The 26,400-nt window shown below is 60.4% G+C and carries 26 protein-coding genes; 10 read left to right on the forward strand and 16 right to left on the reverse strand.

All coding sequences use genetic code 11. From position 1 onward, the window contains the following. Positions 1–118 precede the first annotated feature (118 nt). Both SOP95_RS18600 and SOP95_RS18605 read left to right on the forward strand, forming a co-directional pair. Complete coding sequence (locus SOP95_RS18600; RefSeq protein WP_274075847.1) at positions 119–949, forward strand: undecaprenyl-diphosphate phosphatase; 831 nt, start codon at positions 119–121, stop codon at positions 947–949. Further along, on the forward strand, positions 946–1,374 hold the full coding sequence (locus SOP95_RS18605) for a DUF1294 domain-containing protein (protein ID WP_323607881.1): 429 nt from the start codon (positions 946–948) through the stop codon (positions 1,372–1,374). Before SOP95_RS18600 ends, SOP95_RS18605 begins: the two co-directional genes overlap by 4 nt. Here SOP95_RS18605 and SOP95_RS18610 read toward each other — a convergent pair whose 3' ends face one another. Next, entirely contained in the window at positions 1,375–1,734 is a 360-nt protein-coding gene (locus SOP95_RS18610) for an MmcQ/YjbR family DNA-binding protein (protein ID WP_274075845.1), read from the reverse strand. After that, positions 1,731–2,639 (reverse strand): LysR substrate-binding domain-containing protein, encoded by a 909-nt coding sequence (locus SOP95_RS18615; RefSeq protein ID WP_323607882.1) that lies wholly within the window; start codon positions 2,637–2,639, stop codon positions 1,731–1,733. The genes SOP95_RS18610 and SOP95_RS18615 overlap by 4 nt, the downstream gene beginning before the upstream one ends. Positions 2,640–2,769: 130 nt before the next feature. Between SOP95_RS18615 and SOP95_RS18620 the strand changes: the two genes are divergently transcribed. Both SOP95_RS18620 and SOP95_RS18625 read left to right on the forward strand, forming a co-directional pair. Next, positions 2,770–3,381 carry an FMN-dependent NADH-azoreductase gene (locus SOP95_RS18620; RefSeq protein WP_274075843.1) on the forward strand — a complete coding sequence of 204 codons (612 nt, stop codon included), beginning with the start codon at positions 2,770–2,772 and terminating at the stop codon, positions 3,379–3,381. A gap of 169 nt (positions 3,382–3,550) precedes the next feature. Next, on the forward strand, positions 3,551–4,588 hold the full coding sequence (locus SOP95_RS18625) for an alpha/beta hydrolase family protein (protein ID WP_274075842.1): 1,038 nt from the start codon (positions 3,551–3,553) through the stop codon (positions 4,586–4,588). On the opposite strand, the gene SOP95_RS18630 is transcribed toward SOP95_RS18625, so the two are convergent. After that, positions 4,589–5,776, reverse strand: coding sequence for an MFS transporter (locus SOP95_RS18630; RefSeq protein WP_274075841.1), 1,188 nt, complete (start codon positions 5,774–5,776; stop codon positions 4,589–4,591). Positions 5,777–6,044: 268 nt separating this feature from the next. After that, positions 6,045–7,631, reverse strand: a complete 1,587-nt coding sequence (locus SOP95_RS18635) for an ABC-F family ATPase (protein WP_274075840.1) — start codon at positions 7,629–7,631, stop codon at positions 6,045–6,047. A gap of 494 nt (positions 7,632–8,125) precedes the next feature. Here SOP95_RS18635 and lpxO point away from each other — a divergent pair, with 494 nt between their 5' ends. After that, positions 8,126–9,025 (forward strand): lipid A hydroxylase LpxO, encoded by a 900-nt coding sequence (gene lpxO / locus SOP95_RS18640; protein ID WP_323607883.1) that lies wholly within the window; start codon positions 8,126–8,128, stop codon positions 9,023–9,025. A 100-nt stretch (positions 9,026–9,125) separates the two neighbouring features. Here the strand turns inward: lpxO and ku are convergent, their stop codons facing one another. Beyond that, positions 9,126–9,986: a non-homologous end joining protein Ku gene (gene ku, locus SOP95_RS18645; protein ID WP_323607884.1), complete on the reverse strand. Its 861-nt coding sequence runs from the start codon at positions 9,984–9,986 to the stop codon at positions 9,126–9,128. A gap of 192 nt (positions 9,987–10,178) precedes the next feature. Between ku and SOP95_RS18650 the strand changes: the two genes are divergently transcribed. The 3 genes from SOP95_RS18650 to ilvA all read left to right on the forward strand — a co-directional run bounded on the left by SOP95_RS18650 (position 10,179) and on the right by ilvA (position 12,990). Then, positions 10,179–10,520 carry a hypothetical protein gene (locus SOP95_RS18650; RefSeq protein WP_274075837.1) on the forward strand — a complete coding sequence of 114 codons (342 nt, stop codon included), beginning with the start codon at positions 10,179–10,181 and terminating at the stop codon, positions 10,518–10,520. Positions 10,521–10,563: 43 nt separating this feature from the next. Then, positions 10,564–11,715, forward strand: coding sequence for a PQQ-dependent sugar dehydrogenase (locus tag SOP95_RS18655; RefSeq protein ID WP_323607885.1), 1,152 nt, complete (start codon positions 10,564–10,566; stop codon positions 11,713–11,715). A 261-nt stretch (positions 11,716–11,976) separates the two neighbouring features. Further along, positions 11,977–12,990 carry a threonine ammonia-lyase, biosynthetic gene (gene ilvA / locus SOP95_RS18660; protein WP_323607886.1) on the forward strand — a complete coding sequence of 338 codons (1,014 nt, stop codon included), beginning with the start codon at positions 11,977–11,979 and terminating at the stop codon, positions 12,988–12,990. Positions 12,991–13,002: 12 nt separating this feature from the next. On the opposite strand, the gene eco is transcribed toward ilvA, so the two are convergent. Further along, on the reverse strand, positions 13,003–13,485 hold the full coding sequence (gene eco / locus SOP95_RS18665; RefSeq protein WP_323607887.1) for a serine protease inhibitor ecotin: 483 nt from the start codon (positions 13,483–13,485) through the stop codon (positions 13,003–13,005). Between the two features lie 303 nt (positions 13,486–13,788). Between eco and SOP95_RS18670 the strand changes: the two genes are divergently transcribed. Then, on the forward strand, positions 13,789–14,061 hold the full coding sequence (locus tag SOP95_RS18670; RefSeq protein ID WP_046819995.1) for a DUF1652 domain-containing protein: 273 nt from the start codon (positions 13,789–13,791) through the stop codon (positions 14,059–14,061). On the opposite strand, the gene SOP95_RS18675 is transcribed toward SOP95_RS18670, so the two are convergent. Together SOP95_RS18675 and SOP95_RS18680 are read right to left on the reverse strand one after the other, a co-directional pair. Then, a complete protein-coding gene (locus tag SOP95_RS18675) occupies positions 14,058–14,453 on the reverse strand; it encodes a hypothetical protein (protein WP_323607888.1) in 396 nt (131 codons plus the stop codon). The genes SOP95_RS18670 and SOP95_RS18675 overlap by 4 nt on opposite strands. Positions 14,454–14,542: 89 nt before the next feature. Beyond that, positions 14,543–14,812 carry a DUF2790 domain-containing protein gene (locus tag SOP95_RS18680; RefSeq protein WP_323607889.1) on the reverse strand — a complete coding sequence of 90 codons (270 nt, stop codon included), beginning with the start codon at positions 14,810–14,812 and terminating at the stop codon, positions 14,543–14,545. Between the two features lie 345 nt (positions 14,813–15,157). On the opposite strand from SOP95_RS18680, the gene SOP95_RS18685 reads away from it, so the two are divergent. Then, positions 15,158–16,459: an OprD family porin gene (locus tag SOP95_RS18685; protein WP_323607890.1), complete on the forward strand. Its 1,302-nt coding sequence runs from the start codon at positions 15,158–15,160 to the stop codon at positions 16,457–16,459. Between the two features lie 136 nt (positions 16,460–16,595). On the opposite strand, the gene SOP95_RS18690 is transcribed toward SOP95_RS18685, so the two are convergent. From SOP95_RS18690 to SOP95_RS18725, 8 genes are all read right to left on the reverse strand, one after another. After that, positions 16,596–17,540, reverse strand: coding sequence for a carbohydrate kinase family protein (locus tag SOP95_RS18690; RefSeq protein ID WP_323607891.1), 945 nt, complete (start codon positions 17,538–17,540; stop codon positions 16,596–16,598). Between the two features lie 13 nt (positions 17,541–17,553). Then, positions 17,554–19,050, reverse strand: a complete 1,497-nt coding sequence (gene xylB / locus SOP95_RS18695) for a xylulokinase (RefSeq protein ID WP_323607892.1) — start codon at positions 19,048–19,050, stop codon at positions 17,554–17,556. A gap of 154 nt (positions 19,051–19,204) precedes the next feature. Continuing rightward, positions 19,205–20,677, reverse strand: coding sequence for a mannitol dehydrogenase family protein (locus SOP95_RS18700; protein WP_323607893.1), 1,473 nt, complete (start codon positions 20,675–20,677; stop codon positions 19,205–19,207). Positions 20,678–20,692: 15 nt separating this feature from the next. Further along, positions 20,693–21,796, reverse strand: a complete 1,104-nt coding sequence (locus SOP95_RS18705; protein WP_323607894.1) for an ABC transporter ATP-binding protein — start codon at positions 21,794–21,796, stop codon at positions 20,693–20,695. Positions 21,797–21,971: 175 nt separating this feature from the next. Then, a complete protein-coding gene (locus SOP95_RS18710) occupies positions 21,972–22,802 on the reverse strand; it encodes a carbohydrate ABC transporter permease (protein WP_274075825.1) in 831 nt (276 codons plus the stop codon). A 10-nt stretch (positions 22,803–22,812) separates the two neighbouring features. Next, the gene (locus SOP95_RS18715; protein ID WP_274075871.1) at positions 22,813–23,712 is read right to left on the reverse strand and encodes a carbohydrate ABC transporter permease; all 900 of its coding nucleotides are present in this window, start codon (positions 23,710–23,712) and stop codon (positions 22,813–22,815) included. A 172-nt stretch (positions 23,713–23,884) separates the two neighbouring features. Further along, entirely contained in the window at positions 23,885–25,195 is a 1,311-nt protein-coding gene (locus SOP95_RS18720) for an ABC transporter substrate-binding protein (RefSeq protein ID WP_274075824.1), read from the reverse strand. A 245-nt stretch (positions 25,196–25,440) separates the two neighbouring features. Beyond that, complete coding sequence (locus tag SOP95_RS18725) at positions 25,441–26,346, reverse strand: AraC family transcriptional regulator (protein ID WP_274075823.1); 906 nt, start codon at positions 26,344–26,346, stop codon at positions 25,441–25,443. Positions 26,347–26,400: the final 54 nt, after the last annotated feature.

The following is a 26,400-nucleotide window of genomic DNA, read 5'->3' on the forward strand; positions in this document are numbered from 1 at the left end:
AACTCGCGACGTTTTTTGCGTAGGCTTGTGCGCGCGGGACTCAACGACGCTGATGACAGTAAACGGCTTTGAATAAATTAACGGGGCATGCGTCGACGCATGGCCTTTTGGGGGATTGATGGATCTTTGGACGGCCTTTCAGGCTTTGATTCTTGGCGTTGTAGAAGGGCTGACGGAGTTCTTGCCCATTTCCAGTACCGGGCACCAGATTATTGTCGCCGACTTGCTCGACTTCGGTGGCGAGCGGGCCATGGCGTTCAACATTATTATCCAGCTCGGCGCCATCCTGGCGGTGGTGTGGGAGTTTCGCCGCAAGATCTTCGACGTGGTCGTCGGCCTGCCGACGCAGCCAAGTGCCCGGCGCTTTACCGCCAACCTGCTGATTGCGTTCCTGCCGGCGGTGGTACTGGGGGTCATTTTCGCCGACCTGATTCACCACTACCTGTTCAACCCGATCACGGTGGCCACGGCCTTGGTGGTGGGCGGGGTCATCATGTTGTGGGCCGAAAAGCGTCAGCACGAAGTGCATGCCGAAAGCGTCGATGACATGACCTGGAAAGACGCCCTGAAAGTCGGCCTGGCCCAGTGCCTGGCGATGATTCCGGGTACCTCGCGCTCCGGCTCGACGATCATCGGCGGCCTGTTGTTCGGCCTGTCGCGCAAGACCGCTACCGAGTTTTCCTTCTTCCTGGCCATGCCGACCATGGTCGGCGCGGCGGTGTACTCGGGCTACAAGTACCGCGACCTGTTCGTGCCGTCTGACTTCCCGGTGTTTGCGGTCGGCTTCGTCACTGCGTTCATTTTCGCGATGATTGCGGTCAGGGGCTTGCTCAAGTTCATCGCCAGCCACAGCTATGCGGCGTTTGCCTGGTACCGCATTGCATTCGGCTTGCTGATCCTGGCGACCTGGCAGTTCGGTTGGGTCGACTGGACCGCCGCCAAGCCATGAACGATACCCGCGCGCGCAACGACGCAGGACGCCAATCCGGGGCAGGCATCCGCCATCTGCGCCTGAAACTGCTGGTGTTGGCGATGTTGTGCGCGCTGCCGCTGTTCGGTTCGATGTCGTTATGGCTGCAGGGGGTTTCGCTGATTCCCATGGCGGCCTACGGCATCGTCAGCGGGCTGGCGTTCCTGCTGTACTGGAGCGACAAGCGCAAGGCGCGCGCCGATCAAAGGCGTATCCCGGAAAACGTCCTGCATGCGCTGGAGTTCGCTGGCGGCTGGCCGGGCGCCTTGCTCGCGCAGCAAGTGTTTCGACACAAGACGCGCAAGCTGTCCTTTCAAGGGGTGTTCTGGATCATCGTGCTGCTGCACCAGGTGTTCTGGATCGACCGGCTGTTCCTCGGCGCGCAGCTGTTCTCACTGTTCTGATCAGAGCAACAGCCCGACCTGGGTGCGCTTGGGCAACTTACTGACGACAAGCTGATGGGAGCGCCGTAGCAAGCCTTGCAGTTCCTCGGCGCCGAGCGGGTAGGGCGTGGCCATGATGATCCATTGGGCCCGCGCAAGATAGGGCGCCGGGTGAATGCCCGGGCGGTCGCAATGACCGAGAAACAGGTCCTTGTCGACCTTGAACGCCAGGGAGTCGCCGCGCAGGTTCTGCAAGGCGAACATCTTGGTACCGGCAATCGAAAACACCCGCACGCCACCCCATTTGTAGTCTTCCCGCGCACCCGGCAATGCCAGGCAGAAAGCCGCCACGTCGGCCTCGTTCATGCGTCCTGCCTTCATATCAAACGGTCCCCACAGGCATTGAAGGTTTCGATCAGATGGTCGAGCCAGGCACGCACGGCCGGCATCACCCCGCGTCGGTGAGGGTAGACCGCCTGCAACCAGCCCCCGGGCAACGACCACTCGGGCAGTAACTGTACCAGTGAGCCATTGGCCAGTTCCTGCTCGCAATACATCATAGGCAACGTGGTGAACCCCTGGCCGGCGAGGGTGCAGGTCTTCCGCACGATGAAGTCGTCGATGCCCAATCGCGCTTCAAGGGCCAGCTCGTGTTTCTTGCCCTGGCGATCGACCAGGCCAATGTGCACCAGGCGATCGGGCTCGAGGGCGCCGAGCACCGGCAGGTTCTTCAGGTCATCGGGGTGATTGATGTCCAGTCCCTGGAGAAACGCGGGGCTGGCGACCATCAGCATCTGCGCCTGACGCAGGCGGCGGGTGACCAGCAGCGGATCTTCATCACCCGGCTCGCGTACGCGCAACGCGACGTCCACGCCTTCGGTCACCAGGTCGACGCGCCGATTGACCAGCATCACCTCCAGCTGTACCTGGGGATATTTCTCCAGGAAGTTGCTGATCACCCTCGGAAGCATTTCATGGGCCAGGCCGACCGGGGAAGAAACCCGCAAGCGTCCGCGCGGTTCACTGGACATGCTGGCCACGGCTTCGTCAGCCATTTCCGCTTCCAGCAGCATTGCCTGGCAGTGGCGCAGATAACGTTCGCCGACGGCGGTGAGTTTCAGCTGGCGGGTGGTGCGTTGCAGAAGCCGCGCACCCAGGCGCTCCTCAAGTTCAGCAATGCGCCGTGACAGTCGCGACTTGGGAATCCCCAGCAAACGGCCGGCGGCCGCGAAGCCACCGGCCTCCACGACTTTGGCGAAGTAATAGAGGTCGTTCAGGTCTTGCATGGCACTTTCTCGATCGTTCTATCAGTGGGACAAACTATCGCATTGTTGCAGTCTAATCAGCTATTGGTTTCGTCTGTAGGATTGTTTCCATCAGATCGCCCTGGCGGCGATCCTCACTTGGAGATCCCACATGAAACTGCTGCATATCGATTCGAGCATTCTTGGTGACAACTCGGCTTCCCGTCTGCTGAGCGGCGAAGTCGTCAAAGCCTGGCAAGCCGCCGAGCCGTCCGCCGTAGTGACCTACCGCGACCTGGCTGCCGACGCCATCAGCCACTTTTCCGGGGCCACCCTGGTTGCAGCAGGTACCGCCGCTGAACTGCGCAACGCCGCCCAACAGCACGAAGCCGAGCTGAGCGCCTCGACCCTGGCCGAGTTCCTCGCCGCCGATGCCGTGGTGATTGCCGCGCCGATGTACAACTTCACCATCCCGACCCAATTGAAAGCCTGGATCGACCGCATCGCCGTTGCCGGCCAGACATTCCGCTACACCGAAGCCGGCCCTGAAGGCTTGTGCGGTGGCAAGAAAGTCGTGATCGTTTCGACTTCCGGTGGCCTGCACGCCGGCCAGGCAACCGGTGTTGCCCACGAAGACTACCTGAAGGTCCTGTTCGGTTTCATCGGCATTACCGACATCGAATTCGTCCGTGCCCACGGCCTGGCTTACGGTGACGAAGTGCGTGGCAAAGCCATGAACGACGCCCAGGCGCAAATCAGCGAGCAGCTGTTCGCCGCCGCGTAAGGCTTGCGTAAACACCCATTGCCGCTGCAGGCAATTCCCAAAAAACTCTGTATTCTGATCACGCAAGTGGCAGATGCGGAGTTTTTTGTTTCTGGCTGTTGCAAGTTGTGGCCTGAGTTATGCAGTCGAGGCTTAACGTCTCTGATCCGGTAACAAGGTGGGGCATCCCATGGTGCGTCTTTGTGCAGCTTTACTGATCTGTCTGCTCGCCAGCCTGAATTCAGTGCACGCCGCGCCTGCGCCGCATCCTCACTGGAGCGTCGGTTATCACGAACTGAGCTTTCTCGACCCGCTCGACTTGCAACCGATGCGTGCCATTGCCTTTTATCCTTCGAGCGCCAAGGAACATTCCAGCCTGCTTGAGGGGTACAACGTCGAAGCCGGCGAAGACACCAAAGTCGCTATCGGCCGGTTTCCGATGCTGCTGCTGTCCCATGGCAACACCGGCACGCCGCTGGCCCTGCACGACCTGGCCACGTCCCTGGCCCGCAAGGGTTTTGTGGTGGTGGCGGTGATTCATCCGGGCGACAACTCCAAGGATCACAGCCGCCTCGGCACCTTGAGCAACCTGTACGGACGGCCGATCCAGATTTCCGAAGCCATTACCGCGACGCTGGGCGATCCCATGCTCGCACCCTTCGTCAATGCCGAGCAGGTCGGGGTAATCGGTTACTCGGCAGGCGGCGAAACGGCGTTGATACTGTCCGGCGCGACCCCGGACCTGGATCGTCTGCGCCGTTACTGCCAGGAGCGCCCGGACGACCGTGATGCCTGCAATACCCAGGGTGAACTGATCGTCGACCGCGACGATTTGCAGCCGGTGGCCGACCCACGGGTCCATGCACTGTTGCTGATGGCGCCGCTGAGCCTGAAGTTCGGCCGTCATACCCTGGCCGATGTGCATGTTCCGGTACTGCTTTATAGCGGCGATGGCGACAAGCTGGTGGCGCCCGACAAGAACGCCGCGGCACTGGCGCGCAAGCTGCCCGTCGCCCCGGACTTCAAGCTGCTCGCCGGGGCCGGGCATTTCGTGTTCATGGCGCCGTGCAATGACGAACAGATTGTGATCATGCCGGCCCTGTGTACCGATGCAGAGGGCGTCGATCGCGCGGACATTCACCGTAGCCTGATCTCGGAAGCCGGGCGTTTCTTCTCGCGCACCCTAGGCAAACCGACGCGGGCGGGGATGCAGACCGCTGATCAGTAATCAGGTCGTTGCACGGTGCTTGAGCAAAAGGGTCAAGCCCAGCGCACACACCGACAACAACGCCGCACTGAAGAAGATCCACGCGTACCCCAGGTTCAACGCCACTGCGCCCATCAACGGCCCGGCAATCGCCAGCGCCAGGTCGAAAAACACCGCATAAGCGCTCAGGCCGGCGCCTCGGCTGGAGTTGGGCACCTGCTTGATCGCCTCGACGCCCAGGGCCGGATACACCAGCGACAAACCGAAACCGGTCAGGCCGGCACCGATCAAGGCATAGCCGGTCGAAGGCGCCAGCCACAACAGCACCAGGCCGACGGTCTCGATGGACATGCAGGCAACGGCCGAGGTGAAACCGCCAAAACGGCTGATGCTGGAAATGAAACACAGCCGCGCCAGGATGAAGCACACCCCGAACACCGTCAGGCAGTACGCCGCGCCGCTCCAGCCCCGGTTGACGTAATACAGGGTGATGAAGGTGGTGAGGGTGCCGTAGCCGATCGAGGCCAGGCTCAGGCTTGCACCGAATGGCGCAATCCGTCCGAACACCGCCCAGAACGGCAGCCGCTCACCGCGTACCACTGGCACCGACGGTTTGTTGCGAATCAGCAGCAAAGCCAACAGGGCCAGCACCGACAGGGTGATACCCAGGCTGGCAAACCCCAGCTGCCCGACCATCACCACCCCCAGCGGCGCCCCGATGGCAATGGCACCATAGGAGGCGATGCCGTTCCACGAGATCGAGCGCGCGGTATGTTCGGCGCCTACCTGGCCCATGCACCAACTGATCGTGCCGACCCCGATCAGCCCTTGGGCGATGCCCAGCAACAAGCGTCCGGCGATCAGGATCAACAGGCTGATCAATGGAAAGCTTTGCAGCAAGGTCGACAACAAGGTCAGCCCGCCACTCAAGACGATCCCCGTCAGGCCGTAGATGATGGCGCGCTTGGTCCCGACACTGTCGGACATGCGCCCGGCCATGGGCCGGCTGAGCAGGGTGGCCAGGTATTGCGAGCCAATGGTCAACCCGGCGATAACGGCACTGAACCCGAGCTGCTCATGGACATACCCCGGCAACACCGCAATCGGCAGGCCGATGCAGATGAAGGCGATGAATGTATAGAAAACGATGGAAACGATCTGCAGGGTGATCGCCATGGAGCTTTGTGGTGGCTGTTCTTGCGCAGACATGAGGGCTCGTTCGCGGGCGGCGGAGGGAGAACTGCATGATGGCGCGGCTGTGGGATAAAAGGAAGCAGGCTAACTAATTATCGCTGTTCTTGAAGGCCTCTTCGCGAGCAAGCCCGCTCCCACATTTGGAATGCATTCCCCCTGTGGGAGCGGGCTTGCTCGCGATGGTCTCGACACCACAGAAAATCATGAGTCTGAATACAAAAAGCCCCGTCACAAAGGACAGGGCTTTAACTTGCAGCTTGCAGCTAGAAACTAATAGCTGCTTTTAGAACACCACACCCTGGCTACGCAGGTAATCGTCATAGGTACCGCTGAAGTCGGTCACGCCGTTCGGGCTCAACTCGATGATGCGGGTGGCCAGGGACGACACGAACTCACGGTCGTGGCTGACGAAGATCAGCGTGCCCGGGTAGTTTTCCAGCGCCAGGTTCAGCGCTTCGATGGATTCCATGTCCAGGTGGTTGGTCGGTTCGTCCATGATCAGCACGTTCGGCTTTTGCAGGATCAGTTTGCCGAACAGCATGCGACCTTGCTCACCACCGGAGATGACCTTGACCGACTTGAGGATCTCGTCGTTGGAGAACAGCATGCGACCCAAAGTACCGCGAATCATCTGCTCGCCCTGGGTCCACTGACCCATCCAGTCGAACAGAGTCACGTCGTCTTCGAAGTCGTGCGCGTGATCCTGAGCGTAGTAGCCCAGCTCAGCGGCGTCGGTCCACTTGACGCTACCGGCATCCGGGGTCAGTTCGTTGACCAGGGTGCGCAGCAGGGTGGTCTTGCCGATACCGTTCGGGCCGATGATCGCCACGCGTTCGCCGGCTTCAACCTGGAAGCTGAAGTCCTTGAACAGTGGCTTGCCGTCGAAGCCTTTGGCCATGCGCTCGACGATGACCGCCTGGCGGTGCAGCTTCTTGTTTTGCTCGAAACGGATGAACGGGCTCACGCGGCTCGAAGGCTTGACCTCGGCCAGCTGGATCTTGTCGATCGCCTTGGCGCGGGAAGTGGCCTGCTTGGCTTTCGAGGCGTTGGCCGAGAAGCGGCTGACGAACGATTGCAGTTCCGAAATCTGCGCTTTCTTCTTGGCGTTGTCCGACAGCAGTTGCTCGCGAGACTGGGTCGCCACGGTCATGTACTCGTCGTAGTTGCCCGGGAACAGGCGCAGCTCGCCGTAATCCAGGTCAGCCATGTGGGTGCATACGCTGTTCAGGAAGTGACGGTCGTGAGAGATGATGATCATCAAGCTGGAACGCTGGGTCAGAACGTTTTCCAGCCAGCGGATGGTGTTGATATCCAGGTGGTTGGTCGGTTCGTCGAGCAACAGCACTTCCGGATCGGAGAACAGCGCCTGAGCCAGCAATACGCGCAGTTTCCAGCCTGGGGAAACTTCGCTCATCGGGCCGAAATGCTGCTCGATGCCGATACCCAGGCCCAGCAACAGTTCGCCAGCACGGGACTCCGCGGTGTAACCGTCCATTTCGGCGAATTCGGTTTCCAGCTCGGCCACGGCCATGCCGTCTTCTTCGGTCATTTCCGGCAGCGAGTAGATGCGATCGCGCTCGGCCTTGACCTTCCACAGCTCTTCGTGACCCATGATCACGGTGTCGATTACGGTGAATTCTTCGTAGGCGAACTGGTCCTGGCGCAATTTACCCAGGCGCACGTTCGGTTCCAGCATGACCTGGCCGCCGGACGGATCAAGGTCGCTACCGAGGATTTTCATGAAGGTCGACTTGCCGCAACCGTTGGCGCCGATCAGGCCGTAGCGGTTGCCCGCGCCGAATTTGACCGACACGTTTTCGAATAGCGGCTTGGCGCCGAACTGCATCGTGATGTTAGCTGTAGAAATCAAAGGTTTTTCCTGCGAAGCATTCAGAGTAGCTAGGGTTGCGGCAGTACCGAATCAGTACCCGTTTCCGTCATTCGGATCACGGGAAATGCATCCCGGTCAGAAGCGGAAGATCCATCTGGCAATAAGTGGACAGCAGCATATGGAGCGCTTGGCCCGAGTCGAAGTGCGCTGAGGCCGGGATCGTTCCCGTCATCAACCAAGGGGGGCGCGTAAAGTTTGGCGGCGATTGTACTGGTCTGGCTCTTTAAACGATAGGGCAATAAGGCCGCACCGACGCATTGCCGGTATCAACGGACAGATTTTCACATTTGAAAGCTAACAATTGGTTACAGACGATGGCTAAAATGCCGTCTTTCACTTGATGCCGAACGTCGGCATCGGCTCAAGGACGGGTCATCGGGCCCGCTGTTTGGTTTTCAGACGCTGCACAAGCCCCACAGGCCGTTGGCCGCCAGGGGGCGCAGTTTGTTCACCTCTGACGTGTGACGATTTCCGTGAAGCTCATCATTGCCGCTGTGTACCTTGTTTCCATCGCCTATGTCCACCTGCGCGGTCGCGTGCGCCACAAACTGGGCCGTCAACTGAGCGACCACTCGACGTTCCTGGCGCCGATCAATTGCTTCCTTTATCTGTTCTCGAAGATCCCCAACAGGCCGTTTCTCAACCCGGCGGATTTTCCCGACCTGACGCCGCTGCAGACCCACTGGGAAGAAATTCGCGCCGAAGGCCAGAATTTGCTGAAGGCGGGGGAAATCAAGCGCTCCAACGATTACGACGACGTTGGTTTCAACTCCTTCTTCAAGACCGGATGGAAGCGCTTCTACCTCAAGTGGTACGGCGACAGCCACCCGTCGGCGATGAAACTCTGCCCGCGCACCACCGAACTGGTGCAGGGCATCGGCTCGATCAAGGCGGCGATGTTCGCCGAGTTGCCGCCGGGGTCGAAACTGGTTCGCCATCGCGATCCGTATGCCGGTTCCTATCGTTACCACCTGGGCCTGGAAACGCCCAATGATGCCGGTTGCTACATCAATGTCGATGGCGAGAACTATCACTGGCGCGATGGTGAGGCGGTGATGTTCGACGAGACCTTTATTCATTACGCGGAAAACACCACCGGGCAGAACCGCATCATCCTGTTCTGCGACGTCGAACGCCCGATGAAATACCGCTGGGCGGCGGCGTTCAATGGCTGGTTCAGCCGCAATGTCATGTCGGCTGCCGGTGCGCCGAACGAGGCGGGGGACAAGACGGGTGGGATCAACCGGCTGTTTGGCAAGATCTACAAGGTTCGCCTGCATGGCAAGGCGTTGAAGAAGCGCAATCGCAAGCTGTATTACCTGCAGAAGTGGGCGTTTTTTGGTGGGTTGCTGGCGATTTTTGTTGTGATCTGAGGACGCCTTCGCTGACAAGCCCGCTCCTACAGAGATTGGCGGTGCACGCAAAACCTGTAGGAGCGGGCTTGCTCGCGAAGAGGCAGGAACATCCAACACATCACTTGCTGACTTTCTTCCTCGCCGCCGGCTTGGTAGTCGACTTGGGCTTGGCAGGCGCCTTGGCCGCCCCCTTGCCCCCCAGGCTTCGCTTGAGCAACTCGGTCAAATCAATCACATCCGCCGTCTTGCGCTCCTCTTCGCCCGTGGCCGTTTCAACATCCTCGATCTTGCCTTCATGGGCTTTCTTGTCCACCAGGGCCATGATCTTGTCTTCGAATTCGTCCCGGTAATCCTCCGGCGACCACTCGACACTCATGTCCTGCACCAGGCGCTTGGCCATGTCCAGTTCGCCCTTGGCCAGCTCGGCCTTTGTCACATCGGGGCCCAATGCCAGTTCGTCCAGGCTGCGAACCTCCGCCGGCCAGCGCAGTTTGATCAGGACCATGGCCTTTTCCAGCGGCATCAAGGCCGCCAGGTACTGGCGGGTATGCAGCACCACGCGGGCGAGCGCGACTTTGTTGGTCTTGGTCAGGGTTTCGCGTAACAGGGCGTAGACTTTGCCTCCGCGTTTGTCCGGTGCCAGATAATAGGGCGTGTCGATGTTCTGCAGCGGGATCTGCTCGGCGTCGACAAAGGCAAAGATATCGATGGTCTGGGTCGACAGGGGATGCGCCGAGCGAATTTCTTCTTCGCTGAGCACCACGTATCGGCCTTTTTCGTACTGCACGCCTTTGACGATGTGCTCCTTGGTGACTTCCTTGCCGGTGACCTTGTTGACGCGCTTATAGCCCACCGGGTCCATGCTGCGGCTGTCTAGCCAGTCGAAATCCACCCCTTGGGAGGACGTCGCCGAGACCAGCGCCACAGGAATATGCACCAGCCCGAAACTGATCGCGCCTTTCCAGATTGCCCGTGCCATGGTCGTCTTCCCGAAAGTGATGATCAGGTGACCTTGGGCTCTGCGCAAAAGTTTCAGCGGCCTGCGGCCCGGTCCTGGCCGCGCATCAACTTCGTGTTACATCTTGCCGGCAAGGTTTGTGTTAACAAATCCGAACCCCAGGCGTAGCGTGCTATCGAAGACTGTATTCACGCACAGGTCGAGAGGCATCCCATGAATCGATACGTACCTGGCCTTATCGTGCTGGCATTGAGCGGCGTACTCGGTCATGCGGCACAGGCCGACGTCGCTTCGCCCGGCGCTCCGTTGCAGGTGGCGCAAAACCTTCCGGGCAGCACCAACAATAATCCCTACAACAGCCCGATCCGCCGGGCCAATCCAAACAGCATGCAGGGCACGCAACCCAATGCCCCTGCCATCCATGGGCCGAATACCGTGCCGGTGCCACGTCCGCCCACCCTCGACAACGGTGGCATCGGCAATCGCTACCCCCAAGGCTCGGCCCCCACCAGTGCCCCGAAGTTCATCCCCAATCCACCTCCCCGCAGCCCTTGAAAGAGAGGCAGCTGCCTGTATCCCATGACAAAAGGAATCGTGCATGTTGCGTAAAACCCTCCTGGCCACTTTCTGCGCCAGCACCTTGTTCGCCGTCAGCGTGCCTGTTCTGGCAGCGACTGACCGGGACATGCAAAGCGAGCAGGGCACCCTTGAGCTCACGCCGATCGCGACCGGACTTGAGCATCCCTGGTCATTGGCCTTTCTGCCTGATCGCCAGGGCATGCTGGTCACCGAACGTCCGGGCAACCTGCGCGTGGTAACGGCCGAGGGCAAATTGTCGGCGCCACTCAATGGCGTGCCCAAGGTCTGGGCCAAGGGGCAGGGCGGCTTGCTGGATGTGGCGCTGTCACCCGACTTCAAGCAAGACCGGATGATCTACCTGTCCTATGCCGAAGGTGGCGGTCAGGGTGACAAGGCCGGTACCGCGGTCGGTCGCGGACGGTTGTCCGAAGACCTGACGACGCTGAAGGATTTCCGGGTGATCTTCCGCCAGGAGCCCAAGCTCTCGGTCGGCAACCATTTTGGTTCGCGGCTGGTGTTCGACCGGGATGGCTATCTGTTCATTACCCTGGGGGAAAACAACGACCGGCCCACCGCTCAGGACCTCGACAAGTTGCAGGGCAAGGTCGTCAGGATCTATCCGGACGGCAAGGTGCCCGAGGACAACCCCTTTGTCGGACAAGCCGGCGTGCGCCCGGAAATATGGGCCTACGGCGTGCGTAACCCGCAAGGGGCGGCGCTCAACCCCTGGACCGGCACGCTCTGGGAAAACGAACACGGTCCGCAGGGCGGTGATGAGGTCAACATCATCGAGCGCGGCAAGAACTACGGCTGGCCGCTGGCCACCCACGGCATCAATTACTCGGGTCAGCCAATCCCGGAAGCCAACGGCAAGATCGCCGAAGGCACCGTCGGGCCGCACCATGTCTGGGAAAAATCCCCTGGCCTGAGCGGCCTGGCCTTCTACGACGGCGACCGTTTCAAGGCCTGGCGGCACAACGCGTTCATTGGCGCGCTGGTCACCCGGGAGCTGATTCGCCTGCAGTTCGACGGCGACAAGGTGGTTCACGAAGAGCGCTTGCTGGGCGAACTCGACAAGCGCATCCGTGATGTCCGACAGGGCCCGGATGGATATTTGTATGTACTGACCGATGAAGAGGATGGTGGGCTGTACAGGGTGGGATTGAAGTAAAGGCCTGGCTCCCACATTCGACCGAGATCAAGTGTGGGAGCGAGCTTGCTCGCGATGGCTATCTTGAAATCGAACCATTGACTTGCCACCCACGCCCGGATATTTTCCGGACATGACTTCCACCGTATTGCGCTGCCAGCCAAGCATTATTACCGCCATTCCTCATTTGGCGGGCTAGCTCACGACTGCAGCACCCAACCCGCCCTTGAGGCGGGTTTTCATTTTCTGTCTCGGGGCTCTGATCAATGTCAGGAGACGATCATGACCAGTGTGCCCGCCCAACAAACCCTGCTTGAGCATTACGTCAAGAAAATCCTTGCCGCGCCGGTCTATGAACTGGCGGTGCGCACTCCCTTGCAACCAGCTCCGGCGTTGTCCGCAGCCTTGGGCAATCAGATCCTGCTTAAACGCGAAGATTTGCAACCGACCTTTTCCTTCAAGATCCGGGGTGCCTACAACAAGCTCGTACAATTGAGTGCTGAGCAACAGGCGCGGGGCGTGGTGACGGCTTCGGCAGGCAATCACGCCCAGGGGGTGGCGTTGGCGGCGCGTGAGCTGGGGATCGAAGCGACAATTGTGATGCCCGCGACGACACCGGAATTGAAGGTGCTCGGAGTGAGCAGTCGTGGCGCACAGGCGTTGTTGCACGGCGAGAGTTTTCCGTTTGCCCTGGCCTATGCGCTGGATCTGGCGGAAAAAACCGGCAAGACCTTTGTTTCGCCCTTCGACGACCCTGATGTGATTGCGGGGCAGGGCACCGTGGCCATGGAGATCCTGCGCCAGCACCAGGGCCCGCTGGATGCGATTTTTGTACCGGTGGGTGGTGGCGGTCTGATCGCCGGCATCGCGGCGTACATCAAATACCTGCGGCCAGAAGTGCGCATCATCGGCGTCGAGTCGGAGCATTCCGCTTGCTTGAAAGCGGCGCTGGAGGCCGATCAACGTGTCGTCCTGCCTCACGTCGGCACTTTCGCCGATGGGGTGGCAGTGGCCCAGATCGGTGCTCATGGATTCGAAGTGTGCCGGTTTTGCGTCGATGAGGTGCTGACGGTCAGCAACGATGAGCTCTGCGCTGCAATCAAGAATATCTATGACGATACCCGCTCGATCGCCGAACCTTCCGGTGCGTTGGCGGTGGCTGGCATCAAGAAGTACGTGGCGAGAAGCAATACCCGTGGCCAGACGTTCATCGCCATCGAGTCGGGTGCCAATATCAATTTCGACAGTTTGCGCCATGTCGCCGAGCGTGCCGCGTTGTGCGACACGCTCGCTTGATGCATGTAAGGCCTACTCCGCGACGGCTTTATCGACCTTGCTGGAGGCTGACCAGACCCGGTAGCGCACCTCGATGTCCTTGGGGACGTAGAGCACGATCGGCAGCTTGCTGTTGTAGCGCAGCATGAAACCGTCGCCGACCACCGGCACGAACGCCTGCGTGCTCTTGCCATCGGGGCAGGCCATCAGGGTGCTCATCGGGCCGATGACTTTGTCCAGGCGATAGAACGGATAGCCCCAGCCTTCGAGGTTCTTTTCTTCGAGAATGCCGCCCAGGCGCTGGCGATTGCAGTCGACTGCCAGGGTCTTGCCGGCAAGGATCTCGACCTGGAAATCGTCTTCACGGGTTTGTGGCGTGAGGTGGATGACCTGGCGGGTGAAACCGCTGTCCGGTTTCGGGAAGGGCGCGACGTCTTCGAGTTTTGCCCCGTGGACGATGCCGGACAGCGTGACGGCAATCAGCCCGACGGTGGTACTGATGGTCGATGAACCCATGATGCCTCCTTGCGAATGTGTGGGGTGAGCGGATACTGGATCGGCTGGCGGCCATTCTCGACGGCGCCGGCGGTCAATGCAAATCCTTCGCCCAGCGTGCAAATTGCAGGGCCGGCACAAGCCGTTTTTTGCAGATTGCACGACCATTTTTACGAGACCTTACAATAAGCCCTTGATTTACCGATGAGCTGCACAGCGAAATTCAGGGCATGTTTTATGCTGTAGCTGTTCTCAAGCTGACCGGGATTCCATATGAGTCAGCGTCGATAGTTAATTGGCAGTCTCACAACGGAGAGGGTCGCCATGTTTCTTTCTGCCTTGGAACTTCGCAATATCATTGAAAGCAGTTTTCTACCAAAACGCTGTCAATGCACGCTGTCGCCGGACTTGTCCATGACTGTAAAAGTGTTTGCCGATGGTGAAACCGATCAACTCGATCTTCTGAAAACCGGTATCGACGCCCAGCAACTCAATGGCTGTCGGGAAATAAACGAACTGATCGCCGTTCTGCGTTCCGATCTCCAAAACCATTACACGGAACCCGGGCATAGCCAGGGCATGCGCAAAGCACTTTAAGCAGTTGTTTCAAATTCTGCCGATTCGCGCCGGGTCTGGAAAAACGCCAGGCCCAGCGCCAGTTCAACCCCGACTGCCAGCAGGATGCCCGGTCCGGCATGGCCATTGAGCCATTCGCCGAAACCCAGTATCGCCAGCCCCCAGCAGCCCACCACAAAGCCAATGGCCAATGCCTGGCGAGACGCGGAGGGCGCCTGGTTGCGCACCAGATAGAACATCACCCCCAACGCTGCGAACAGTACTGCTATGCGTCGTGCAATGAGGCCTGCGGTCGGCGAGTATTCAATATCCCAAGTGGCCAGCAGCCACTCGGGCATGACGCCCCAGGCCAGTGCCAGCAGCAAACACAAAGCGGCGGTTGATGTCGATAACGTACGAAACGACAACTGCATGGCGAATCCTTGCGGCAGTGAGGAAGCGCCTGAGCATAGCGCCTGAAATTCCCCACGAGTACCGCAAGGCGTTAAATCAGAATTTTCCTTCAGTTCTGATAACTGCAAGCGTCAGACAGTTTTCGGTAGGCGACTTCTGCAGGCTGGCCCGATTGTGAGTCGATGTACTTCATCGTCGCCGTAATCACTTCGCAGTCCAGGGTTGTGGGTTCGCTCAGCGCAATCACTTTGCCCACGTGCAACGGCATGCCGTAGTGATAGGAGGGCACGTTTTGTGTGGCGGGGTCATTGGCCTGGGCAATGCCGGTCGATGCGGCACAGACAAGGGCGATTGAAACGAGCAGGGCGCGCGATTTCATGGGGTGATCTCCAGTGCAGGTGCAAGTGAGCTCGACGTATCGTCGAGCCTGCCGCACTGGGCGTCAGAGGACTCTGAGGGCGTGCGGTCCAGTAGAGTGTTGGACTGCGCGATTAAGCATTGGTTAAAGCCAGTTGAATGCCGCCTGTCGTCAAACCACTACCGTTCGGCGAAAAACAATACGGTCACTTTTCAGACTAAAGTCGTCTGCAGCAAGAAAAAGCGTTCTGCCATCATTGTCGTTCACCCCGCGTTTCACTTCAGCCCGGTCTGTTACCTGACCGGATGAAGGCTATTTCTGGCTGATTGCGCCCTGGCGCAAACGCTGCATTGTTGGAGCTTTTTAATGCGTCCCCCCTTTACGTTCATCTTCGTGCGCCAGTCATTCGGCTTCGGCGCCCTGGTGCTGTGCGCCGGTTTTACCGGGCCGGCCCAGGCGAGCGGCTTTATCGACGACACCACGGCGAACATCGAATCACGCACGGTGTATTTCAACCGCGACTTCCGTGACGGCCACACCTCCAACGAGCAGGGCGCGTCCAAACGCGAAGAGTCGGCCCAGGGTTTCATTCTCAATCTGCAATCGGGGTTCACCGAAGGCACACTGGGTCTTGGTGTCGATGCATTGGGCATGGCGGGGTTCAAGCTCGACTCCAGTCCCGACAGCAGTAACAGCGGCCTGCTGCCGTCCAGCGGCAGTAACCCGCGGGGTTCGGCGGACGAATACACCAAGCTCGGCCTGACCGCCAAGGTGCGCGTGTCGCAGAGCATACTGAAGTACGGCGCGCTGCTGCCGGATGTGCCGCTGCTCAAGTACAACGATGGCCGCCTGCTGCCGACGATGTTCAATGGCGCGATGCTCACGTCCAGGGAAGTGAAGGACCTGAATGTCATGGCCGCGCGCCTGGACAAGTACACCGCCCGGGACTCCACTGATTCCCAGGACATTCGCGTGCACTGCAAGAACAAGCGTTATGCCTGCAACATCACCGCCGATCATTTCGACATGTACGGCTTCGACTACAAGATCAACGATCGGCTGACGGGGCAGTACCACTATGCCGAACTGGAAGACATCTACCGACAGCATTTCCTCGGCTTGCTGGCCAACCAGCCGCTGGCTGGCGGCGTGCTCAAGGCCGATCTGCGTTTGCTCAAGAGTGCCGACAGCGGAGAGGCCCGCGCCGGTTCCATCGACAACCGCGCCCTGAGCACCTTGCTCGCCTACGCCATCAGCGGCCATACGTTCAGCGCTGGCTGGCAGCGCATGAACGGCGATAACTCGATGCCGTACCTGGATGGCAGCAATCCGTACCTGGTCAACTACGTGCAGGTCAACGACTTCGCCGCGGCGCAGGAACGCTCGTGGCAGTTGCGCTACGACTATGACTTCAAGGCCATCGGCCTCAACGGCCTGACGTTCCTGACCCGCTATGTCAACGGAGATCACATCAAGGTGCCGGGTAGCGATCAGGAAGGCAAGGAGTGGGAGCGCGACAGCGAGCTCAAGTATGTGGTGCAGGGCGGGACGTTCAAGGATGTCAGCCTGCGGTTGCGCAATGCGACCTATCGCAGCAATTACGCGCAGTACGCCCGGGATGTGGACGAGACGCGGTTGATCGTCAGCTACAACTTCTCGGCGTTGTGACCTTGAGTTTGGCGGTGTGAGGTATACCGCTTTCGCGAGCAAGCCCGCTCCCACACTGGATCGGTGTTGAACACAAAATTCGTGTCCACCGATATCCAATGTGGGAGCGGGCTTGCTCGCGAAGGGGCCGTCACATTCAATGCAAATCCAGCTGATGCCGATATGGCAAATCCGGCCCGGTCTTGCTGCATGTCAATGCCGCCGCCTGCACCGCAAACCTCAGCATCGCCTCGATCTGCTGGCGACTCAATTGCCGCACCCCCTCGACCGAGTCCAGCCGCTGCTCGGTCAACCAGGCAATCAACGCGGCCTGGAAGGTATCGCCGGCACCCACGGTGTCGGCAATCTTCACGGCACAGGCCGGCACCGACCACGAACCGTGGACCCGACTGAACACCGTCGCACCTTCGCCACCACGGGTGAGGAACACCAGTTGGCAGCGGTGTTGCAACCAGCCCTCGATCACCTGCGCCGGGTCCTGTTCGGGGTACAGCAGGCTCAGGTCCTCATCGCTGACCTTGATCAGGTCGGCATGTTCGACCAGGGTGGCCACCCGCGAACGCCACAGCTCGATGTTCGGCTCAGGGTTGAGCCGCACGTTCGGATCAAGGCTGATCAGGCGCTTGCCGCTTTCCCGGCGTACCAGCTCCAGCAGCGTGTCGCCGATCGGTTGCACCACCAGGGAAAACGAACCGATGTGCAAACCCCGCACTTCAGGTCCCAACGCCGGCAAGTGCCCGGGCTGAAGTTGTCGATCGGCGCAGCCTTCGCCGCGGAAACTGTAGTGCGGCGAGCCATTGGCCCCCACGGCGACCATCGCCAGGGTGGTCGGTGCGGCGAAATCCACCAGATAGTCCGTGCATACGCCTTCCTCCTCCAGCACCTGGAGCAAACGCCGGCCGAGGTAGTCGGTGGACAACCCGGCAAACAGCGCAGCGTCCACGCCCAGGCGGCACAAACCCACCGCAACGTTGAACGGCGAGCCGCCGGCAATTGCCTTGAAATTCACTTTTGAAGCCAGGCCGCTGACCTCGTTTTCACTGAAGAAATCGAACAGCGCTTCGCCACACACCAGATACATAGTTGATCGCTCTTTAAAGGGTTGCGACATGCCGTTGATAGCGTTCGTAGGCCAACTGGGAGGCGGCCACGTTTTCTGCAATGGGCCAGGTTTCACTGGCCGGATCGAGCCTCACGCAGCGTTCGCACAGATCCGCCAGACTGTCCTCATGCCCGTTTGCCGAGGACGTGCACCACGCCGCCTGGATCGCCGCGCCCAGGGCGGCGGCTTCGCTTTGCTCGGGGCAGACGACGGGCATGTTCAGGGTGTCGGCGACGATCTGCCGCCACACGGCGCTTTTCGAGCCGCCACCGATCAGGCAGATGCGCAGGCTTTGTAAGCCATTGTGGTGCAGCAGGTCCAGCCCATGACGCAAACCGAAGGTCGTGCCCTCGACCACGGCGCGACACAGATTGGCCCTTGTCAGGTTGCCCATGGTCAGGCCCAGCACGCTACCGGTGGCGTGGGGCAGCGCGGGGACACGTTCGCCGTTGAGGAACGGCAGCATGCTGACCCCTTCGGCGCCAATGGGGGCCTGGGCAACGAGGGCGTTGAAAGTTTCGATATCCAGTTCGAGCAGCTCGCGAACAGCCGTGGTGGCGTTTGTCAGGTTCATGGTGCAGATCAACGGCAACCAACCGCCGCTGGAGGAACAGAACGTAGCGACGGTTGTGTCCGGGCTGATCTTCGGTTGCTCGGCGTAGGCATACACCGTGCCGGACGATCCGAGGCTCATGGTGATGGCGCCAGGCTTGATGTTGCCGGTGCCGATGGCGCCCATCATGTTGTCGCCACCGCCGCTCGATACCAGCGCATGCGGGTTGATGCCCAGGTGTTCGGCGATCCCCGGCAGCACCGTGCCCACCGCGTGATGGGCATCGATCAGTTCCGGCAGCGCGGCTTGCAGACGCCCGGTGGGATCGATGTCGCGCAGCAGCTGCAAATCCCACTGGCGGGTGCGCACATTGAAATAGCCGGTGCCCGAGGCATCGCCGTACTCGCTGCAACGGCGACCGGTGAGCCAGAAATTCAGGTAGTCGTGGGGCAGCAGAATGTGTGCGATTTGGGCAAATACCTCGGGGTGCTGCTCTTTGGTCCAGAGCAATTTTGACACCGTGTAGCCCGGCGCAATGACCACGCCGAGGCGTTCCAGCGAGCCTTTTTCGCCGCCCAGATGCTTGAGCAGTCGATCGTTCTCTGCTGTGGTTTCGGTGTCGCACCAGAGCTTGGCCGGGCGCAGGGCCTGGCCTTGATCGTCGAGCAGTACCAGGCCATGTTGCTGGCCGGAAACGCCGATGCCGAGGATGTCCTGGCCGTCGACCTGCGCCGCCAGCAACGCACGACGGGTGGCGAGGGTGAATGCGTCCAGCCACTGCGCCGTGTCCTGTTCGCGACGACCGTTGGCGCCGCTGATCAGTTCATGCGCGGCGGCACCCTGGCCCAGCACCTGGCCGCTGAGCGCATCGAGGATGATGGCTTTGGTGCCTTGGGTGCCGCAGTCGATGCCGAGGAATAATTGTTGGTTTGCCATGGCAGGTCCTTGGTGTGTCAGGTTGATCTCGGTTAGCCCGATCGCGAGCAAGCTTGCTCCTACAAGTTTTGTGTCGATCATTGCTAAGTGGCACGACACAAAACCTGTAGGAGCAAGCTTGCTCGCGATGACGGCAGTCAATTCACCGCTGAGCTCAGACCAGAATCCGCTCCAACGTCCGCGTCACCCCAACCTCGCGCAAACTGTTGCAACACCACTCAAACGCCGCCACAAACTCCGGCGAGCGCGGAATCGCCTTACCAAAAATCTCCTCAACCGCCAACAATCGTTGGGTAATCAATACATCATCAACCACCAGCGCCTGACAGAACGCCGCCCGCGGGTCCGCAATGGCGTAGGTATCGCCATTCTCATCCACCCCCTTCAGATACAAGGCCCACGCCGCCACCACCAGCGCCGCTCGCCGGGTGTCCCGGCCATCGGCCAGCAAGCGGTTGATGGTCGGTACGGTGAATTTGGCAAACTTCGACGAGCCGTCCGAACACACGCGCTCCAGTTGATCGGCAATCGCCTGGTTGGAGAAGCGCGCCACCAGGGTGTTCTTGTACTCGGTCAGGTCGATGCCCGGCACCGGCGCCAGCTGCGGCGTGACGTCCAGGTCCATGTAGGCACGCATGTAGCGCACGAACAGCGGGTCATTCATGGTCTCGTGGACGAAGCGGTAACCCTTGAGAAAACCCAGATAGGTCAGGGCCAGGTGACTGCCGTTGAGCAGCTTGATCTTCATCTCTTCATAGGGCGTGACGTCGTCGGTGAACTGCACACCGACCTTTTCCCAGGCCGGGCGACCGTTGACGAACTTGTCCTCCAGCACCCACTGCACGAACGGTTCGCAGACCACCGGCCAGGCGTCGTCCACACCGTGCTGGTCGGCCAGTTGCAGGCGGTGTTGGGTGCTGGTCATCGGCGTGATGCGATCGACCATGGCGTTGGGGAAGCTGACGTGGCCCTCGATCCAGTCGCGCAGATCGCAATCGCGCAGGGCAGCGAAGGCCAGCAGGGCCTTGCGGGTGACCGCGCCGTTGTGCGGCAGGTTATCGCAGGACATCAAGGTGAAGGCCGGTGTGCCTGCCGCGCGGCGTTTGGCCAGCGCGGCGCACAGGAAGCCGAACACGGTTGTCGGCGCATTCGGGTGCGCCAGGTCGTGCTGGACCTGCGGCAGGTGGGCCATGAACTCGCCGTTGCTGTCATCGATACAGTAGCCGCCTTCGGTGATGGTCAGCGAAACGATGCGGATCTCGGGGCTGGCGAGTTTGTCGATCAGCGCCTGGGCATCGTCTTCGGCCAGCAGCATGTCGCGGATCGCACCGATGACGCGCACTTGGGTGTCGTCGCTGTCGCCGAGTTCGAACAGGGTGAACAGGTAGTCCTGTTCCCGCAGGTCATCCCGGGCGCGACGATCTTCGCTGCGCAAGCCGATGCCGCAGATGGCCCAGTCCAGGTCAACGCCGGTGTTCATCAACGCATCGGTGTAATACGCCTGGTGGGCGCGGTGGAAACCGCCGACGCCGATGTGCGCAATGCCCTGGCGGGTGTCACTCAGGGCGTAGGCGGGCAGGACCACCTCGGGGGCGAGGCGCTGCAGGTGGTTTTTATCGAGTTTCATCACAGGCTCTCTGAGTCAGGCGGCGACGCGCAACGGGCGGGTCAGCGCCACGCCGTCGGCATCGAACAAATGGCAGTGGCTGGCGTCCAGGTGCAGGCTCAGGGTCTCGCCATAGCGGCTGGCCAGGTCGCCGCGAACGCGCAGGGTCAGCGCTTCGCCGGACGCGGTGCGCACGTGGCAGAAGGTGTCGCTGCCCAGGCGTTCGCTGACGTCGGCGGTGACTTGCAGCGTGCAGTCACCGGGCGTGGCCAGTTGCAGATGTTCCGGGCGAATGCCCAGGGTGACTGCGCCGCCGACCCTCAGGCTGGCGCCGCTGAGCGGCAGGCTGATGCGGGTGCCGGCGTCCAGTTGCACTTCGCAGCCCTGGCCGTCGACCCGGCTGACCTGGCCCTTGAGGAAGCCCATTTTCGGTGTGCCGAGAAAGCCTGCGACAAACAGGTTGGCCGGCTGGTGATAGAGGTCCAGCGGCGAGCCGACCTGTTCGATTTTGCCGCCATTGAGCACCACGACCTTGTCGGCCATGGTCATCGCTTCGACCTGGTCGTGGGTCACGTAGATCATCGTCGCTTGCAGGTCCTTGTGCAGGCGCAGCAGTTCAAGGCGCATCTGCACCCGCAGCGCGGCGTCGAGGTTGGACAGGGGTTCGTCGAACAGGAAAATCTTCGGGTTGCGCACGATCGCCCGGCCGATCGCCACGCGCTGACGTTGTCCGCCGGACAGTTGCTTGGGCTTGCGTTCGAGCATCGGCCCGAGTTCAAGGATGCGCGCCGCCTCACCGACTTTTTTCTCGACCTCGGCTTTTGGCACTCCGGCCAGGTCGAGGGCAAACGACATGTTCTTGCGCACGCTCATGTGCGGGTACAGGGCGTAGGTCTGGAACACCATCGCCAGGTCGCGTTTGGCCGGGCTGACTTCAGTGATGTCGCGGCCGTCGAGTTCGATGGTGCCGCCGCTGACTTCCTCCAGCCCCGCGATCAGGCGCAGCAGGGTGGATTTGCCGCAACCTGACGGGCCGACGAATACCACGAATTCCTTGTCGTTCACTTCAAGGTCGATGCCCTTGATGATGGAAAAGCCTTCGAAGCCTTTTTGCAGATTCTTGATTTTCAGGTTGGCCATGATCATGGGCCTCCGATTGTTGTTATTCGTTACACCGGACGGTTTTCTGTAGGAGCGAGCTTGCTCGCGAAAAACATCCAGACAATGAGTTCTTTCAGGCAGCGCGCGTCATCGTTCACGCCCATCGCGAGCAAGTTCGCTCCTACAGGGGATCGCGTGGGGCCGGCAAATCGCGTTATTTCACGGCGCCAAACGACAGCCCGCGGACCAATTGTTTCTGGCTGATCCAGCCGAAGATCAGGATCGGTGCACAGGCCAGGGTCGACACCGCCGACAACTTGGCCCAGAACAAGCCTTCGGGACTTGAGTACGAGGCGATCAACGCGGTCAGGGGCGCGGCTTTCGAGGAGGTCAGGTTCAGCGACCAGAAGGCCTCGTTCCAGCACAGGATCAGCGACAGCAGCACGGTCGAGGCCAGGCCACCCTTGGCGATCGGCAGCAGGACCCGGAGCATTTCCTGCGCCAGCGTTGCGCCATCCAGTCGAGCGGCTTCGAGGATGTCCCTGGGGATGTCCTTGAAGTAGGTGTAAACCATCCAGACCACGATCGGCAGGTTGATCAGGGTGTAGATCACGATCAGCGCGATGCGCGTATCGAGCAGGCCGAAACTCTTGGCCAGCAGGTAGATCGGCATCAGCACGCCCACTGGCGGCAGCATCTTGGTGGAGAGCATCCACAGCAGCGTGCCCTTGGTGCGCTGGGTTTCGTAGAACGCCATGGAGTACGCCGCCGGCACCGCGATCAAGAGGCACAGGGCCGTGGCGCTGAAGGAAATCACCACCGAGTTCCAGGCGAAACTGAAGTAGTCGCTGCGCTCGTTGATGTGCAGGTAGTTCTCCAGGGTTGGGGTGAAGATGAACTGCGGCGGCGTGGCAAAGGCATCGATTTCAGTCTTGAAACTGGTCAGCACCATCCAGAAGATCGGGAAGAAGACCAGGATCGCGATGGCCCAGGCCAGGGTGCCCAGCAGCAGGCTTTGCAGGCGACGGGATTGTTGAAGGGTCATGGCGCGGGCCTCAGGCTTTGTCAGTCAGGTTTTTGCCGATCATCCGGATCAGGACGATGGCCGCGATGTTGGCAATCACCACAGCGATCAGCCCGCCCGCGGACGCCATGCCGACGTCGAACTGCACCAGCGCCTGGTTGTAGATCAGGTAGGCGAGGTTGGTCGAGGCGTAGCCGGGGCCACCGTTGGTGGTGGTGAAGATTTCGGCGAACACCGACAGCAGGAAGATGGTTTCGATCATCACCACCACCGCGATCGGTCGCGCCAGGTGCGGCAGGGTCAGGTGCCAGAAGATCGCGATCGGCCCGGCGCCATCGAGGCGCGCGGCTTCCTTTTGTTCCTGGTCGAGGGACTGCATCGCCGTCATCAGGATCAGGATCGCGAAGGGCAGCCATTGCCACGCGACAATGATGATGATCGACAGCAGTGGGTAGTGCGCCAGCCAGTCCACCGGTTGCGCGCCGAACAGCTTCCAGACGTAGGCGAGAATCCCCGACACCGGATGGAAAATCAGGTTCTTCCAGATCAGCGCACCGACCGTGGGCATGATGAAAAACGGCGAGATCAGCATGACCCGCACGATGCCGCGACCGAGAAACTCACTGGCCTCCAGCAGGGCACTGATCAACACGCCGAGCACCACACTGATCAGCAGCACGCTGCCCACTAGCAGCAAGGTATTGGTAGCCCCGGGCATGAAGCCCGAGTCGGTCAGGAAGTAGCTGAAGTTTTCCAGCCCGACGAACTCGTTTTCACCTGGATTGAGCAGGTTGTAGCGAATCAGCGAAAAGTACAGGGTCATGCCCAGCGGCACGATCATCCACAACAGCAGCAACGCTACCGATGGGCTGACGAGGAACCAGCCGGGGTTTGCCAACCGGCTTTTGCGCAGTGGCTGAGGTATTTCCATGTGAGCTTTGGCAGTAGACGTATTCATGGTGATCACAACCGATTAATGGCAGGCATATGAAGATCAACTGTGGGAGCGGGCTTGCTCGCGAAAGCAACATTCCAGACGCTGAAGATGCATCGGATGTACCGGCCTCTTCGCGAGCAAGCCCGCTCCCACATTGAATACGGGGTTACTTCGGATAACCCGCGCGCTTCATCTCGCGTTCAGTGGTTTGCTGGGCCGCTGCCAGCGCCTGGTCAACGGTGGTCTGGCCGATCAGCGCCGCCGAGAACGCTTTGCCCACCTGGGTGCCGATGCCCTGGAACTCCGGGATGGTCACCAACTGAATGCCGATGTAGGGCACCGGTTTCAGGGTCGGCTTGCCCGGGTCCGCCGCCTTGAGCGATTCCAGCGTGACCTTGGCAAAGGGCGCGGCGCTCAGGTAGGCCTCGCTGTAAGTAGACGCCCGGGTGCCTGGCGGCACGTTGGCGATGCCGTCTTTTTCCGCGACCAGTGCCCCGTATTCCTTTGAAGTGGCCCACGCACTGAAGGTCTTTGCCGCTTCCTTGGCCTTGGAACTGGTGGGGATCGCCAGTGCCCAGGAATACAGCCAGGCCGAGCCTTTGTCGGTGACCTCATGGGGCGCGTAGGTGAAACCGACGTGGTCGCTGACCTTGCTCTGGGTCTTGTCGGTGACGAACGAGCCGGCAACGCTGGCATCGACCCAGATCGCGCACTTGCCGCTGTTGAACAGCGCCAGGTTTTCGTTGAAACCGTTGCTCGACGCACCCGGCGGGCCGGACTTCTGCATGGTGCCGACGTAGAAGTTCAGCGCATTTTTCCATTCAGGGCCGTTGAATTCCGGCTTCCACTGCTCGTCGAACCAGCGCGCACCATAGGCATTGGCCACGGTGGTGATCAGGGCCATGTTCTCGCCCCAGCCGGCCTTGCCGCGCAGGCAGATGCCGTACTGTTCTTTGTCCTTGTGGGTGAGTTTGGCGGCGAACTCGGCTATCTGAGTCCAGGTCGGGCGCTCGGGCATGGTCAGGCCGGCGTCCTTGAACAGGTCGGTGCGGTAATAGGTGATCGAGCTTTCAGCGTAGAACGGCAAGGCATACAGCGAACCTTTCACCGACAATCCTTCGCGCACGGATGGGAACACATCGTCCAGATCGTAAGTGGCGGGCAAGTCCTTCATGGGTTCCAGCCAGCCCTTGGCGCCCCACAGCGCCGCTTCGTACATGCCGATGGTCAGCACGTCGAACTGCCCACCCTCGGTCGCGATGTCGGTGGTCAGGCGCTGACGCAGGACGTTCTCCTCGAGCACCACCCAGTTCAGCTTGATGTCCGGATGCTCTGCCTCGAAAGTTTTCGACAGCTTTTGCATGCGAATCATGTCGCTGTTGTTGACGGTGGCGATGGTCAGGGTCTGGGCGCCAAGGCTGACGCTACTGAGGGTCATGCAGGTGAGGGCGAGCAGGGCTTTTACAGAAGGTTGCATCGTGCACTCCTTTTCTGCACCCGGAGGGCCACAGAAGGACAGTTATTGTTTTTGTGTCTTCCGAAGGTTGGAAGAATGTGCAGCGATTACAGCCTTGAATGGCGGGCGAGACAAATCATCCATCGCACTTGGACTGATACTATTTTGCACCTGCAAAAGCAAAAATCGCAGCCTGCGGCAGCTCCTACAGGGGAATGCATTCCAATGTAGGAGCTGCCGAAGGCTGCGATCTTTTGATCTTTGCGCTATCCCTGATTCTGCTCGGTCAACCGCTGCACCACCAACCGCCGATAATGCGAAGGGGTCATGCCCTTTAGCTGCTGAAAACGCCGGTTGAAGTTGGAAATATTGTTGAAGCCCGATTCGAAGCACACATCGGTCACGGGTTTGTCGCCATCGGCCAGCAGCTCACAGGACTTGCTGATGCGCAGTCGATTGACGAACTCGATGAAGCAGCGCCCGGTGGCCTGCTTGAACACGCGACTGAAGTAGGTCGGCTTCATGCCAAGATGCCCGGCAACTTCCTCAAGCGGCAACTCGCGGGCGTAGTGGGCGAAGATGTAATCCACCGCGCGGTTGGTGCGGTCGATGCTGTGCTCGTCGGCCAGCTGCGGCGTCGTGGCGCCGGACAGCAACTGGTAATCGTCAGAAGCGGCCAGCAGTTCCAGCAGAATGAAAAAGTGCCCGAGGCGGGTCACGCCCTGGGTATCGGCGATGCGCTGCATCAACTCCATCGCCTTGCCGATCGTGTGCTTGCAGCGAAACTCGATGCCGTACTGCGCGCGCTCCAGCAGGGGCGCCAAGGTCTTGAGCTCGGCAAATACCTGATAGCCACTGTCGAACAGCTCGTCGGTGAAGTTGACCAGCATGTCGCGCTTGGGCACCACTTCATCTTCGGCCACCTGGCTGATCCAGTTGTGGGGCAGGTTGGGGCCGGTGAGGAACAGGGTTTGCGGGTGGAAGTTACCGATGTAGTCGCCGATGAACACCTTGCCTGAACTGGCGACGATCAGGTGCAGCTCGTACTCCTTGTGAAAATGCCAGCGTACCAGGGGACACGGGAATCCGTGCTGGCGATAGATGATGGACAACCCGTTATGGTCGTCCATCAGTTCATAGGAAGGGTCGGTAACGCGGGTGGCTCGGCTCATGTCGGGGCGCTTATATTGTTATCGCACCTCGATCATGCCTCTTTCACAGGCGAA

Origin of the sequence: Pseudomonas sp. YuFO8, assembly GCF_035065025.1 — a bacterium.
Lineage (GTDB): Bacteria > Pseudomonadota > Gammaproteobacteria > Pseudomonadales > Pseudomonadaceae > Aquipseudomonas > Aquipseudomonas putida_AE.